We start from the raw sequence: 12,755 nt of genomic DNA, 5'->3' as shown, positions 1-12,755 counted from the left end.
GGGCGAAGTCGCGCATTCACTCAACATGGAGGCAAGAAATGACGAGGATTCTGACGCAGCTGGAGCTGCTACAAGAGCTGCAGCCGGTTGCCGAGGAGAACGTCAACCGCCACATCTCCATGGCCAAGGAATGGCATCCACACGACTACGTTCCGTGGGACGAGGGCCGTAACTTCGCAGCCATGGGCGGCGAAGACTGGAGCCTCGAGCAGTCACAGCTCGGCGAGGTAGCTCGCGCCGCGATGATCACCAACCTGCTCACCGAGGACAACCTGCCCTCGTACCACCGCGAGATCGCCGAAAACTTTTCGCAGGACGGCGCCTGGGGAACGTGGGTCGGCCGGTGGACCGCCGAGGAGAACCGTCACGGCATCGTGATGCGTGACTACCTCGTCGTCACGCGCGCAGTCGACCCCGTCGAGCTCGAGCGCTTCCGCATGGAACACATGACAAACGGTTACAGCGCACCCATCGACGAGGGCGACGCCGGCCTGCTGCACTCGGTCGCCTACGTGACCTTCCAGGAACTCGCGACGCGCGTCAGCCACCGCAACACCGGCAAGGCTTGCGACGAGCCGATTGCCGACAAGATGCTTCAGCGCATCGCCGCTGATGAGAACCTGCACATGATCTTCTACCGCAACATCTGCGCCGCCGCGCTCGATCTTGCTCCCGATCAGGCTCTCAAGGCTGTGGCGAACATCGTCCAGAACTTCCAGATGCCGGGCGCCGGCATGCCGAACTTCCGTCGTAACGGCGCTCTCATGGCCAAGCACGGCATCTACGACCTTCGCCAGCACCTCGACGAGGTCGTCTGGCCCGTCTTGCGCAAGTGGAACATCTTCGAGCGCAACGATTTCAGCGCCGAAGGCGAGAACACGCGCGAAGAGTTGGCGGCCTTCCTCGAGACCCTCGCCGCCAACGCGACGAAGTTCGAGGAACAGCGCGATCGCATGCTCGCACGCGAAGCCGCCAAGCGCGAACAGCAGGCTTCTTAGTTTCACCAGCTATTCTGTGCCCGGTACCGGATTCGGTACCGGGCACTTCCAATTGTCACAAGTATTTGTTCAGAGGTAGACATGTCATCCCTACGTATCGGTTCACTCGAGCTGCACAGCCCCGTGGTCCTCGCCCCCATGGCGGGCGTCACCAACGTCGCCTTCCGCACGCTGTGCCGTGAACTCGAACTCGAACGTGCAGGCAGCACGTCCGGCCTCTACGTCTGCGAGATGGTCACGGCACGTGCGCTCGTCGAGCGCCAGCCGGCCACGATGCACATGACCACGTTCGGCCCGACCGAAACACCCCGGTCGCTGCAGCTCTACACAGTCGACCCGGATACGACCTACGCCGCGGCCAAGATGATCGTCGACGAGAACATGGCCGATCACATCGACATGAACTTCGGCTGCCCCGTCCCGAAGGTGACCCGCAAGGGCGGTGGCTCCGCGCTGCCGTACAAGCGTCGGCTGTTCGGACAGATCGTCGCGGCTGCTGTGCGCGCCACCGAGGGCACCGATATTCCGGTCACCGTGAAGATGCGCGTCGGCATCGACCCCGAACATCACACGCACCTCGACGCCGGCCGGATCGCCGCAGCTGAAGGCGCTGCTGCCGTCGCACTTCACGCACGTACGGCGTCGCAGCGCTACTCCGGCACTGCTGACTGGAACGAGATCACGCGTCTCAAGGAACACGTCACCGACGTTCCGATCCTCGGCAACGGCGACATCTTCGATGCTTCGGATGCTGCCCGGATGATGAACGAGACCGGCTGCGACGGCGTCGTCGTCGGGCGTGGCTGCCTCGGACGGCCATGGCTGTTCGCGGAACTCAGCGCAGCTCTCAACGGACAACAGATCGCCACGCCGCCGACGCTCGGCGAAGTCACCAAGATCATCGCCCGTCACGCCCAGCTGCTCGCCGCACACCACGGTGAGATGAAGGGCTTGCGCGAACTTCGCAAGCACGTCTCCTGGTACATGCGTGGGTTCCCGGTCGGATCGGATCTGCGGGTCTCGATGGCGTTGGTCAGCACGTTGTCCGAACTGGACGACCTGCTCGGACAGCTCGATCACGACGTCCCGTTCCCCAAGGACGCCGAAGGTCCGCGGGGTCGCCAAGGCTCGCCCGGTCAGGTAGCACTTCCGGAAGGTTGGCTCGACGATCCCGAGGACGATCTTGTGCCGGTGGGGGCTGACATGATGCACTCCGGTGGCTAGCGAGAACACGCCGTCGGATTACTCTGATCACTTTCTGAGTGAAGCACTCAGGATTCACCAGTAATATGGCTCCAGCTTCGTCGACAACCGGTTGACGCCGGCATCTGAATGACGAGTTACTGACAGTCGACGACGGGACAGGTTGCATCGGTGGGTGATGATCACGATTCGGGCCCACCTCCGCCCGAGAGCCGCGCCCCCTGGGAACGTCCGCTCGCAGACAAGCGGTTCCGCAACGCCCGCCCGGACCAACCGGCAGCTCCCCAGCGTCCTGCCACACCCCAGCGTCCTGCCACACCCCAGCGACCAGCACCGCAACCACCCAGTCCCCCGGAGCGTCGCAGCAGTGGACGGACCGGCCGCCGGGATTCGCCTCCGACCGACGACTCTGTTTCGGTCGCCGAGTTGGTCCGTCGGGTAGGCGACAAGAAGCCGCCACCTGCCCCGGCTGCGCCGCCCAAGCCGGCGCCGACCAAATCCGTGCCACCCAGGACTCCACCTCCATCAGCGTCCGCGCCGCCCCCGGCCCGGCCGATTCCCGCGCGTCCGACAGTCCCGCCCGCCGCTGCGGACTGGATCACCGAAGAACATCCCGTGACCTCCGCAGTGCCGCGGGTAGTCGGTGACACCGGCGCTACCCGTCTGGCACAAAGCAAGATTCGCCGCCGCCATCGCGCAAAAGTGATCGGCCGATCGGCAGTAGCGTTCCTGGCCGTCATGTCTCTCGCGTTGACCGGCGTCGTCTGGGGTTATCTGCGGTCAGTCGAAGGCGGTTTCGATCAGATTGCGGCACTCGACACCGAGTCCGACGACATCATCGACGCCGGCGGCCAGCTCGGCGACGAGACGTACTTGATCATCGGCACCGATACCCGCGCCGGTGCGAGCGGTGAGATCGGCGCCGGAACCGTCGAAGACGCCGAAGGCGCCCGAGCCGACACGGTCATGCTGGTGAACATTCCCGCCGACCGAAGCCGCGTCGTCGCCGTCTCCTTCCCGCGTGACCTCGACGTCGAACGTCCGATCTGCCAGGGCTGGGACAACGACGCCGGCAAGTACACCAGCGAAACCTTCCCGGCCGCCAGTGGCGACAAGCTCAATGCGACGTACGCACTCGGTGGTCCCAAGTGCCTGGTCAAGGTCATCCAGAAGATGTCCGGCCTGAAAATCGGGCACTTCGTCGGAATGGACTTCGCCGGTTTCGAGCGCATGGTCGACACCGTCGGCGGCGTGAACGTCTGCTCCCCCGGACCGATCGAGGACGGCATCCTCGGAACCGTCCTCGCATCCGGCGGAACGCAGATGCTCGACGGCCGTACCGCCCTCAACTATGTGCGTGCGCGCCACGTCGAAGCCGAGGGTAACGGCGACTACGGACGCATCACCCGTCAGCAGAAGTTCCTGTCGGCGCTGCTCCGCTCGGCCCTGTCCAACCAGGTCCTCCTGAATCCGAGCAAGCTCAACGGATTCATCAACGCCTTCACCAGCGACACGTTCGTCGAGAACATCGACACGAAGTCGCTGGTCACCCTCGGCCGTTCGCTGCAGAACGTCGACGCGGGCGCGGTCACGTTCTTGACGGTCCCCACGGACGGCACCAACGACTGGGGCAACGAGATTCCTCGCACCGACGAGATCAAGTCCCTCTTCCAGGCGATCATCGACGACGAACCGCTTCCGGGTGAAGAGCGCGAGGACACCACACCGTCGTCGACCAGTTCCACGACAACCGCTCCTACGTCCAGCACGCCGCCCGCCGCCACTTCCGTCGAAGCGATGAGCGCCTACAACATCTCGGTCGACGTCTCCAACGCGTCGGGAATCGCCGGGCAGGCCGCGACGATCGCCGACAGCCTCGCTGCCTACGGTTTCCAGATCTCCACGGTCGGCAACTTCAGCGCAGCCACCGGCCTGGCGAATGCTCAAGCCTCGACCACCGTCGTGCGTTACGCAGCAGGTTACGAGGCTGAAGCGGTCACTGTCGCGTCGTCGATTCCCGGTGCGGTTCTCGTTCTCGCTCCGAGCATGGGAGACATGATCGAGGTCGTCGTCGGAAGCAATTTCGCCGGCACCGTCGTCGCCCCCGCGGACCCGGGGACCATCCTGGCGGCAAATCCGACATCGGTCGACACCAGCACCTCGACGGCTCTGCCCGCCGACATCGCCAGCGTCAACGCAGGCGACACCACCTGCGACTGACACGCGTTCATTCACCTTGCGTTCACCTGGTGCTTGTGACTTGGTCTTTCACGGCACGTAGGCTCTGACCTCATGCGCGTGGCTTACAACGAACAGATGACCGAGCTTGCAGACACGCTCGGCGAGATGGCAGGACTGGCAGGTGCCGCTATGGAGCGCGCCACCCAGTCCCTGCTCCAGGCAGACCTGTCCCTGGCAGAACAAGTAATCGGCGAACACGACAAGATCACCGAACTCAGCACCATTTGCGAGGAGCGCGCGTTTGCGCTGCTCGCCCTGCAGGCTCCCGTTGCCGGAGATCTGCGCTCGGTGGTCAGTGGAATCCAGATCGTCGCCGACATCGACCGCATGGGTGCACTCGCCCTGCACGTCGCGAAGATCGCGCGCCGCCGACATCCCAACCACGTGCTTCCCGAAGAGGTCAACGGCTACTTCGCCGAGATGGGACGCATCGCTGTCTCCATCGGTGCGGCCGCCAAGGTCGTCCTCGAGACCCGCGACCCCGAGCGCGCTGCCCGCCTGCGCGAAGAAGACGAAGCGATGGACGACCTCCACCGCCACCTCTTCACCGTCCTCATGGACCGCGAGTGGAAGCACGGCGTTGCCGCCGCAGTCGACGTCACGCTGCTCGGCCGCTTCTACGAGCGGTTCGCCGACCACGCCGTCGAGGTCGGCCGACGCGTCATCTTCCTGGTGACCGGCAAGCTGCCCGAAGAGCCGGAAACCACCGAGAAGGTCGACAACCTCACCTCGTACCCGGATCTCTGAACCCAACCGTCCACGTGAGTAAAAGGCGGCCGCGCACTTGCGCGGCCGCCTTTCCTATTCAGTTCTCGTGTAACCAGGTCTTCAACGTGGGTCCTGCAGTTGTGGATCCCGGCCCGGGCAGCAGCGCCCCACCCTTCATCGCCTTACCCGCTCCCGGCATCGAGATCGGGATCAGCCACTTGCGCCGGCCACGGTATTTCAAAATCTCACGCGTCATGGACGGGATCTCGAGGACCTCAGGCCCGGCGAGATCTGGAGCCCTCCCGGTCGGACCGTTCTGAGCGCATGTCACCAGAGCCTCGGCGACGGTCTTCGCCGCTATCGGTTGGGAGCGCATCCGGGGAACCATCGCGACCGGCCCCAGTCCGAAGAGCGCGATGGTCTTCTCGCCGAACTCGAACCACTGAGTGGATCGCAGGATCGTGAAGGGAATGCCCGACGCTTCCACCGCGCGTTCCTGCGCGGCCTTTCCCTGGTAGTACCCGAAGGACTTCAACTGCGGATCGTCGCAGTTCACGATCGAGAGCAGCACGTGATGCTTCACGCCTGCTCTGGCTTCGGCCGCGGCGATGTTCTTCGCTGCCGTCTCGAAGAACTCGATCGCCTTCTTGGCACTGTTGGTGACGTGATCACTCACGTCGATGACAACGTCGGCACCGACAAATGCTTCGTCCAACCCCGCACCCGTGGAGATGTCGACTCCCGTCGATCGAGCGGCGGCGACGACGTCATGGCCCCCGATTTTCGCCTGCTCGACGAGCAGCTTTCCCATCTGGCCGGTTCCGCCCAGAACAACAATCTGCATGATGCCTCCGTCAAACCCGTGCGCCCGGCTCTCTTCGGCCTGGTCACATACTGGACGACGCAGCCTCCCGAAGTGTGACGGTCGGGCGAATCAGTCGCTGTACTTCTGCGAAACCCGCCCACGCCACTGCGACCAGATCGGATCCAACGCTGCGCTCGCCTCGTGTGCGTGATCGGCCACGGCCCGTGCCAGCATCCCTGCTCCCGCCAGCGGCGTCACGTGCCCTTCGACCACGTCGGAAGTCTTGATCCCCAACAGCATGGTCGTACCGAGCACGCGATGGCCACCGAGAATTCCCGGCAGCGAACGGCCCGGCACGCTACGCAGGTCGAGTGTTTCCACGAGCAGCGCGTCACCGTCGACGGTAATGCGCTGATCCGAGCGAAGGGCACCGCCGGTTTCGCCGGTCCGGCCGAACACGATCATCTCGTCGAGCAGCGCAACCGCATCGGATTCCAGTGAAATATCCACGCGCCTGGTCACATCCGCGCCGCCCGCGACGACAAACGGTGCCGCGCGCCAGATCAGCGCCGCACCGGCGCCGACGCTCGCCGAAGCCGACCACGACGCCCGGCCGCCACGCGCGTTGTACGCGACGGTCCCCGACGGCTCGATCACCTCGAGGCACGTACCCGGAGCGACTACGAATTCGATACGCAGGTCGTCGCCGGCCAGCAGCGTTGCACTGTGCCCTACCAAGGCAATTCGCACGGTGAGCCCGCGAGCGTCGACGAACCGCGGGGCCAGGAAGTCGCCCGAGATCAGCTCTCGCGCAACAGCGGTGTCACCCACTCTCTCGACGACGACCCGCGTAGCTCCGGTGCGCATCAGTGAGCGTGAGAGTGGCTGTGCCCGTGACCGTGTCCGTGGTCTTCTTCATCGGCATGGAAGTGCGGCGCCATCGGCCCCGGATCCTGCGGGGTGTGACTACCCGCGCGGTGAGCTGCGATGACCTGGCGAAGCCACGCACTGAGCTGGTCGATCGTCGCGTGATCCTTCTGGCTGAGCGCGAGAACAGGAAGTCCGTCTCGCGCGGCCGTGGCATCGGCAACCATCTGGACCGCGTCGACGTCGACGTACGGGGCCAGGTCGATCTTGTTGACCACCAACAGATCTGCCCGCTCGATGCCGGGACCACCCTTACGTGCGACGTCTCCACCGCCGGCGACATCGATGCAGAAGATCTGGGCGTCGACCAGTGCCGGGCTGAACGTGGCGGTCAGGTTGTCACCGCCGCTTTCCACGATCACCATGTCGAGGGGATGGAACTGACGCTCGAGGTCTTCGACCGCAATGAGGTTCGGCGTCACGTCGTCACGGATGGCCGTGTGCGGGCACGCTCCGGTCTCGACTGCGACGATGCGCTCGATCGGAAGTACGTTGGCCGCGCGCAACAGTCGCGCGTCCTCGTCGGTGTAGATGTCGTTGGTGACCACCGCGATCTCGTACTCCGACGCGAGCTCGCGGCAGATGGTGGCGATGAGGGTACTTTTGCCGGTGCCGACGGGGCCGGCAACGCCGAGCCTCAAACCTCTTGCAGCAGTGGTGGTGTTGTTGTTCAGGTTGTCAAGCACGGAAAATCCTCCTGGATCGAGCGTGGTGTTCGAGTGACCATTGTTCGACCAACGGTCCTGTTGTTGCGGGTATATCTGTGACGCCCTCGACTGCTACGGCAGCCGCGGCGACGGTTTCGATGGTCGGGGCTGCTCGGAGCAACCATTCGACCGGTTCTGCCGGATCCACCGGCAGTAGCTTCAGTGCCGCCGACGCCACTGTTTGAGCGTCGTCGTACAAACAAGATCTGGCTGCCTGCAGGTCGTCCATCCCGGAGATCGCCGTGAAGACTCCCAACGCGAGCGGACGCATCGGATGCCCAGGCAGCGCCATGAGCATCTGGACCGCGGGGTGCTGCGGCCACAATCGCGACGCCAGCCTGGCCAGTCCACGTCCGAGCTGAATAGACGCCTCACGCAGCGGTGCGCTGGGCGTCCGAGCGAGCAGTTCCCTTGAGATCTCCTCGAGTTCGCCTGCACCACCGGCACTTACGGCCCAGCGGCGCGTGATCACCGTTGCAGCGGCCTCGACAAGTCCCACTGTTTCGAGTCGACCGCGAATGAAGTCAGGGACCTGACTCTGTAGGAGTCCGCCCGCCAGTGCCGGTTCCAACCCCGACGAGTGCGCGTGACCACCGGTAGGCAGACGCCCGTCTGCCAAGAGCATCGATGCTATCTCGGCAGACGCCATCTCGATTGACATGGTTTCAGAACAGCATGTAGCGCTGAGCCATCGGCACTACGTCAACGGGGTTGGGAGCGATCAGGTCGCCGTTGACCTTGATGGCAAACGTCTCCGGATCGACGTCGATGGACGGCAGTGCCGTGTTGTTCGGCATATCCGCCTTGGTGAGGTGCCTCGTCGGACGAACACCGGTAAGGGTGCGCGTGAGACCGAGACGACCGGCCAGACCGTCCTCGATGGCCATCGGCGAGACGAACGTCGTGGACAGGTGCGGGGCTGATCCCGGAGTTGCCGCGATGGCCGGCCGAACGAACACCGGCTGCGGGGTCGGGATAGCAGCATTCGGATCACCCAGCGGCGCAGCAACTATCGCCCCACCCTTGATCACGGCAGAAGGACGGACACCGAAGAACGCGGGATCCCACAGCACCAGGTCCGCCATCTTCCCGGCCTCGACCGATCCGATCTCGTGATCGATACCGTGAGCCACCGCGGGGCAGATCGTGTACTTGGCGACGTAACGCCGCGCACGCTCGTTGTCGGCCGGCATGCTGGTGCCCAGCTTGCCGTACTGGGCCTTCATGACGTGGGCGACCTGCCATGTCCGCAGGGTCACCTCACCGATACGGCCCATCGCCTGGGCGTCGGACGAGGCGATGGAGATGGCACCGATGTCGTGCAGAAAGTCTTCCGCTGCAATAGTTGTCGGCCGGATCCGGGACTCGGCAAAGGCAAGATCCTCCGGAACCCGGGGATTGAGCGCATGACACACGATGAGCATGTCGAGGTGCTCGGCAACCGTGTTGACGGTGTGCGGCAACGTCGGATTGGTCGATGCCGGAAGAACGTTCGGCTCACCTGCCGTCACGATGATGTCCGGAGCGTGCCCGCCGCCGGCGCCTTCCGCATGGAACACGTGGATCCCGCGTCCGGCGATCGCGTCCAAAGTGTGCTGTACGTAGCCGGTTTCGTTGAGGCTGTCGGCGTGCAGCGCCACCTGGAGCCCGAACTCGTCGGCTGCTCGCAGAGCTGCGTCGATCGCTGCCGGAGTGGAACCCCAGTCCTCGTGGACCTTGAATCCACCTGCGCCGGCGAGAGCTTCCTGACGCATGGCCTCATGGCTGACGGTGCTGCCCTTGCCGAGGAGAAGAACGTTGAGCGGGATGTGGTCGAGGGCCCGGTGCATCATCGTCAGCGACCAGGCACCGGGCGTGACGGTGGTTGCCTTGCTTCCCTCGGTTGGGCCCGTTCCGCCGCCCGCCACCGTCGTCGTACCGGTCGCGAGCGCTTCCATCATCTCGATTTCACTGAGGAAGTGCACGTGAGTGTCGATCGCACCCGCGGTGAGGATCTTCCCCTCGCCGGCGATCACGTCGGTGCTCGGCCCGATGAGCAACTTGGGGTGCACGCCATCCATGATGTCGGGGTTACCGGACTTGCCGATCGCAACGATGCGTCCGTCGCGAATTCCGACGTCTGCCCGGACGATTCCCCAGTGATCGAGGATCACCGTGTTGGTGATGACGACGTCGAGAGCGCCCTGATCGCGAGTGGTCAGGCCCTGGCCCATCGACTCGCGGATGCTCTTACCGCCGCCGAAGACCATCTCGTCGCCGGTCGCGGTGTAGTCGTGCTCGATCTCGATCCACAGATCTGTGTCGGCCAAACGGATCTGGTCGCCCGCGGTCGGGCCGTACAAGGAGGCGTAACCGCGTCGATCGATCCTGCTCATTCGGCTGTCCTCTCAACTGGCGTCGCGGCGTCATCCGGTGAATCCGCCTCGACTGGAACATCACTCACACGAACGTTCACCGAGGACGCTCGCAAAGGTTCTTCGACCTCGACACCGGGCGTGCCGAACGGCATCACGGTCTTGGGCTCACGCGCATGCGTCGGTAAGTCTTCGTCCCGCACGATCTGCAGGCCCGGAACCCTTTTGAGTCCGCCGAGCGCGATCAGTGTCACCGTCCTGCTTACCCCGGGTTCGAACCGAACCGACGTTCCCGAGGGGATGTCGAGCCGGAAGCCGTCTGCCGCTTCGCGATCGAAGGTCAGCGCCGGGTTGGCCGCTGGAAGGTGGAGATGTGAACCGATCTGAATGGGGCGGTCGCCGTCGTTGACGACGACCATCGTGATCTTTTCCGCGTCAGTACCGAACTCGAGCGGTTCGGTGGACACACGTACCTCACCGGGGATCATCGAATGGGCTCCGTCACGGTGACCAGCTTGCGACCGTCCGGGAAAGTGGCCTCCACCTGGACATTTGCAATCATCTCGGGTACCCCTTCCATCACGTCGTCGCGGGTGAGCACTTGCCGACCGGCGTTCATCAGTTCCGCAACCGTCATTCCGTCACGCGCACGCTCGAGAATCCAACACGAGATCAGGGCCATCGCTTCGGGGTAGTTCAGCAGTACCCCGCGCTCGCGGCGGTCGCGGGCTACCATGCCCGCAACGCTCAGGAGGAGCTTTTCGGTATCTGAAGGGGTGAGGTGCACTGACAAGCCCTTCCGGTTGTGAAACGACATCGATCGACAGCGTGCTGTCGGGCCGAGATTAGCATTGCCCGAAGCGTCGTCAGTATCCACGAGATTCACATCGGCGGCTACTTCAGCGCCCACTCGGCGCACTTACGCTGCTCATCGAATTATTCGGGCGCCCAACGACGCTCAGCTCTGCGCCCCGGAGTGGGAACTATCACCACAACCAAAAAGTTTCACCCCCGTCTCCTGTTGGAAACGGGGGTGAAACATGATCGTGCAGTGTGCAATCCCAGGGGCTATCCGAAGCGGCCGGAGATATAGTCCTCGGTGGCCTTCTGCGTCGGGTTCGAGAAGATCTTCTCGGTGTCGTCGATCTCGACGAGTTGACCGGGCTTACCGGTTGCCTCGAGGTTGAAGAATGCCGTCTGGTCACTCACACGCGCAGCCTGCTGCATGTTGTGCGTGACGATGACGATCGTGAAGTCCTTCTTCAGCTCGGTGATCAGGTCCTCGATCGCGAGAGTCGAGATCGGGTCGAGCGCGGAGCACGGCTCGTCCATGAGCAGAACGTCGGGCGAGACGGCGATGGCACGCGCGATGCACAGACGCTGCTGCTGACCGCCTGAGAGGCCGCCACCGGGCTTGTCGAGGCGATCCTTGACCTCGGTCCACAGGTTGGCACCGCGCAGCGAACGCTCGGCCACCTCGTCGAGCTTCTTCTTGCTGCGCTCGCCCTGCAACTTCAAGCCCGCGACGACGTTGTCCTTGATGGACATGGTCGGGAAGGGGTTGGGTCGCTGGAACACCATGCCGATGGTCTTGCGGACGCCGACAGGATCGACGTTCGAGCCGTAGATGTCCTCGCCGTCGAGCAGGACCGAACCCTCGACGCGCGCACCGGGAATCACTTCGTGCATGCGGTTGAGTGAACGGAGAACGGTGGACTTGCCGCAACCGGACGGGCCGATGAAGGCGGTGACGCTCCGGGGCGGGACGGACAGGCCCACATCGGCGACGGCGTGGAACTTGCCGTAGTAGATGTTGACGTCCTTGAGATCCAGACGCTTGGCCATTACCGGCTCCCTACTGAGTTGTTGACGCTGTTGAGTACGAACATGTTCCGAGGCCGCATCACTTGCTTCTGACCTGTGAGAAGTGACCGATCAGCTTCGCGACGATGTTGAGGATCGCGATCAGCAGGATCAGGGTCAGTGCTGCGCCCCAGATGCGGTTGGTGCCTGCATCGGTGGGGTTGTTCATCTCGGCGACCATGACGGAAGGCAGAGTGCCCATTTCGCCGTTGAACAGGTCGAAGTTGATGAACGGCGCGTAGCCGACGAGGATCAGCAGCGGCGCGGTCTCACCGAGCACGCGGGCCAGGGCCAGCATGACGCCGGTGATGATGCCGGGAAGCGCCGTCGGCAGAACGATTTTCGAGATGGTCTTCCACTTCGGCACACCGAGCGCGTACGACGCCTCGCGCAGATCCATCGGGACGATGCGCAGCATTTCCTCGGTGGAGCGGATGACGACCGGGACCATGAGAAGGACCAGAGCCAGCGACACGGCGAACGCGGACTTGGGGAAGCCGAAGGTCGCGATCCACAGTGCGTAGATGAACAGCGCGGCCACGATCGACGGAACACCGCTGAGGATGTCGACCATGAACGTGGTGAGCTTGCCAAGCTTCGACTTCCGGTCGGCGTACTCCACCAGGTAGATCGCGACGAAGATACCGAGCGGGATGGAGAAGACCGCACACACGATGCCTTGCAGCAGGGTGCCGATCAATGCGTGATAGATACCGCCGCCGTCGGCCGACGCCGTCAATCCGCTCAGTGAGTTGGTGAACCACGTGGGCGACGTCAGAGCGGGCAGGCCCTTTGCGATGACCGTGAAGAGCACCCAGACCAACGGGATGAGCGCGATGACGACTGCCAGGCTCACCAGGATGGTCGCGATGACGTCCTTGGCACGACGACGGGCGCCGACGCCTTGGAAAGTGGGGGCCTTGACCGGCCGGTCCAGAGTGGAGGTCAT

13 protein-coding genes and 1 pseudogene are annotated in these 12,755 nt (G+C 64.0%); 4 read left to right on the top strand and 10 right to left on the bottom strand.

Going from position 1 to position 12,755, the window contains the following annotated elements; translation table 11 throughout:
- Positions 1-38 precede the first annotated feature (38 nt).
- Together QMA15_RS00415 and dusB are read left to right on the top strand one after the other, a co-directional pair.
- A complete protein-coding gene (locus QMA15_RS00415; protein ID WP_003940492.1) occupies positions 39-998 on the top strand; it encodes an acyl-ACP desaturase in 960 nt (319 codons plus the stop codon).
- An 81-nt stretch (positions 999-1,079) separates the two neighbouring features.
- Positions 1,080-2,222 (top strand): tRNA dihydrouridine synthase DusB, encoded by a 1,143-nt coding sequence (gene dusB, locus QMA15_RS00410; protein ID WP_003939756.1) that lies wholly within the window; start codon positions 1,080-1,082, stop codon positions 2,220-2,222.
- 161 nt (positions 2,223-2,383) lie between these two features.
- On the opposite strand, the gene QMA15_RS00405 is transcribed toward dusB, so the two are convergent.
- A complete protein-coding gene (locus QMA15_RS00405) occupies positions 2,384-2,803 on the bottom strand; it encodes a hypothetical protein (protein ID WP_128636558.1) in 420 nt (139 codons plus the stop codon).
- A gap of 25 nt (positions 2,804-2,828) precedes the next feature.
- On the opposite strand from QMA15_RS00405, the gene QMA15_RS00400 reads away from it, so the two are divergent.
- Together QMA15_RS00400 and phoU are read left to right on the top strand one after the other, a co-directional pair.
- On the top strand, positions 2,829-4,421 hold the full coding sequence (locus QMA15_RS00400; protein ID WP_019745079.1) for an LCP family protein: 1,593 nt from the start codon (positions 2,829-2,831) through the stop codon (positions 4,419-4,421).
- Positions 4,422-4,493: 72 nt separating this feature from the next.
- Complete coding sequence (gene phoU, locus QMA15_RS00395; protein ID WP_003940130.1) at positions 4,494-5,189, top strand: phosphate signaling complex protein PhoU; 696 nt, start codon at positions 4,494-4,496, stop codon at positions 5,187-5,189.
- Positions 5,190-5,247: 58 nt separating this feature from the next.
- Here phoU and QMA15_RS00390 read toward each other — a convergent pair whose 3' ends face one another.
- The 9 genes and pseudogenes from QMA15_RS00390 to pstA all read right to left on the bottom strand — a co-directional run bounded on the left by QMA15_RS00390 (position 5,248) and on the right by pstA (position 12,755).
- On the bottom strand, positions 5,248-5,994 hold the full coding sequence (locus tag QMA15_RS00390) for an SDR family oxidoreductase (protein WP_256063130.1): 747 nt from the start codon (positions 5,992-5,994) through the stop codon (positions 5,248-5,250).
- 90 nt (positions 5,995-6,084) lie between these two features.
- Positions 6,085-6,822, bottom strand: coding sequence for an urease accessory protein UreD (locus QMA15_RS00385; RefSeq protein ID WP_020970608.1), 738 nt, complete (start codon positions 6,820-6,822; stop codon positions 6,085-6,087).
- The gene (ureG, locus tag QMA15_RS00380) at positions 6,822-7,568 is read right to left on the bottom strand and encodes an urease accessory protein UreG (RefSeq protein ID WP_279163554.1); all 747 of its coding nucleotides are present in this window, start codon (positions 7,566-7,568) and stop codon (positions 6,822-6,824) included. Before ureG ends, QMA15_RS00385 begins: the two co-directional genes overlap by 1 nt.
- On the bottom strand, positions 7,561-8,250 hold the full coding sequence (locus QMA15_RS00375) for an urease accessory UreF family protein (protein ID WP_279163553.1): 690 nt from the start codon (positions 8,248-8,250) through the stop codon (positions 7,561-7,563). Before QMA15_RS00375 ends, ureG begins: the two co-directional genes overlap by 8 nt.
- A 4-nt stretch (positions 8,251-8,254) precedes the next feature.
- Positions 8,255-9,964, bottom strand: coding sequence for an urease subunit alpha (locus QMA15_RS00370; protein ID WP_290283542.1), 1,710 nt, complete (start codon positions 9,962-9,964; stop codon positions 8,255-8,257).
- Between the two features lie 182 nt (positions 9,965-10,146).
- Positions 10,147-10,431 (bottom strand): annotated as a pseudogene (gene ureB / locus QMA15_RS00365) (urease subunit beta); the annotation flags it as partial.
- On the bottom strand, positions 10,428-10,730 hold the full coding sequence (ureA, locus tag QMA15_RS00360; protein WP_003939800.1) for an urease subunit gamma: 303 nt from the start codon (positions 10,728-10,730) through the stop codon (positions 10,428-10,430). The pseudogene ureB and the gene ureA, both read right to left, overlap by 4 nt.
- A gap of 281 nt (positions 10,731-11,011) precedes the next feature.
- The gene (gene pstB, locus QMA15_RS00355; RefSeq protein WP_019745087.1) at positions 11,012-11,788 is read right to left on the bottom strand and encodes a phosphate ABC transporter ATP-binding protein PstB; all 777 of its coding nucleotides are present in this window, start codon (positions 11,786-11,788) and stop codon (positions 11,012-11,014) included.
- A 58-nt stretch (positions 11,789-11,846) separates the two neighbouring features.
- Positions 11,847-12,755, bottom strand: coding sequence for a phosphate ABC transporter permease PstA (pstA, locus tag QMA15_RS00350; RefSeq protein WP_003940100.1), 909 nt, complete (start codon positions 12,753-12,755; stop codon positions 11,847-11,849).

This window comes from Rhodococcus sp. APC 3903 (genome assembly GCF_030407755.1).
GTDB lineage: Bacteria > Actinomycetota > Actinomycetes > Mycobacteriales > Mycobacteriaceae > Rhodococcus_F > Rhodococcus_F erythropolis.
Note: the sequence above shows the minus strand (reverse complement) of the source record. Positions and strands in the feature narration are given on the sequence as shown.

Coding starts and splice junctions, on each gene's coding strand:
- QMA15_RS00415 (WP_003940492.1), top strand. CDS start 39: ATGACGAGGATTCTGACGCAGCTGGAGCTGCTACAAGAGCTGCAGCCG.
- dusB (WP_003939756.1), top strand. CDS start 1,080: ATGTCATCCCTACGTATCGGTTCACTCGAGCTGCACAGCCCCGTGGTC.
- phoU (WP_003940130.1), top strand. CDS start 4,494: ATGCGCGTGGCTTACAACGAACAGATGACCGAGCTTGCAGACACGCTC.
- QMA15_RS00390 (WP_256063130.1), bottom strand. CDS start 5,994: ATGCAGATTGTTGTTCTGGGCGGAACCGGCCAGATGGGAAAGCTGCTC.
- QMA15_RS00385 (WP_020970608.1), bottom strand. CDS start 6,822: ATGCGCACCGGAGCTACGCGGGTCGTCGTCGAGAGAGTGGGTGACACC.
- QMA15_RS00375 (WP_279163553.1), bottom strand. CDS start 8,250: ATGTCAATCGAGATGGCGTCTGCCGAGATAGCATCGATGCTCTTGGCA.
- QMA15_RS00370 (WP_290283542.1), bottom strand. CDS start 9,964: ATGAGCAGGATCGATCGACGCGGTTACGCCTCCTTGTACGGCCCGACC.
- pstB (WP_019745087.1), bottom strand. CDS start 11,788: ATGGCCAAGCGTCTGGATCTCAAGGACGTCAACATCTACTACGGCAAG.
- pstA (WP_003940100.1), bottom strand. CDS start 12,755: ATGACCTCCACTCTGGACCGGCCGGTCAAGGCCCCCACTTTCCAAGGC.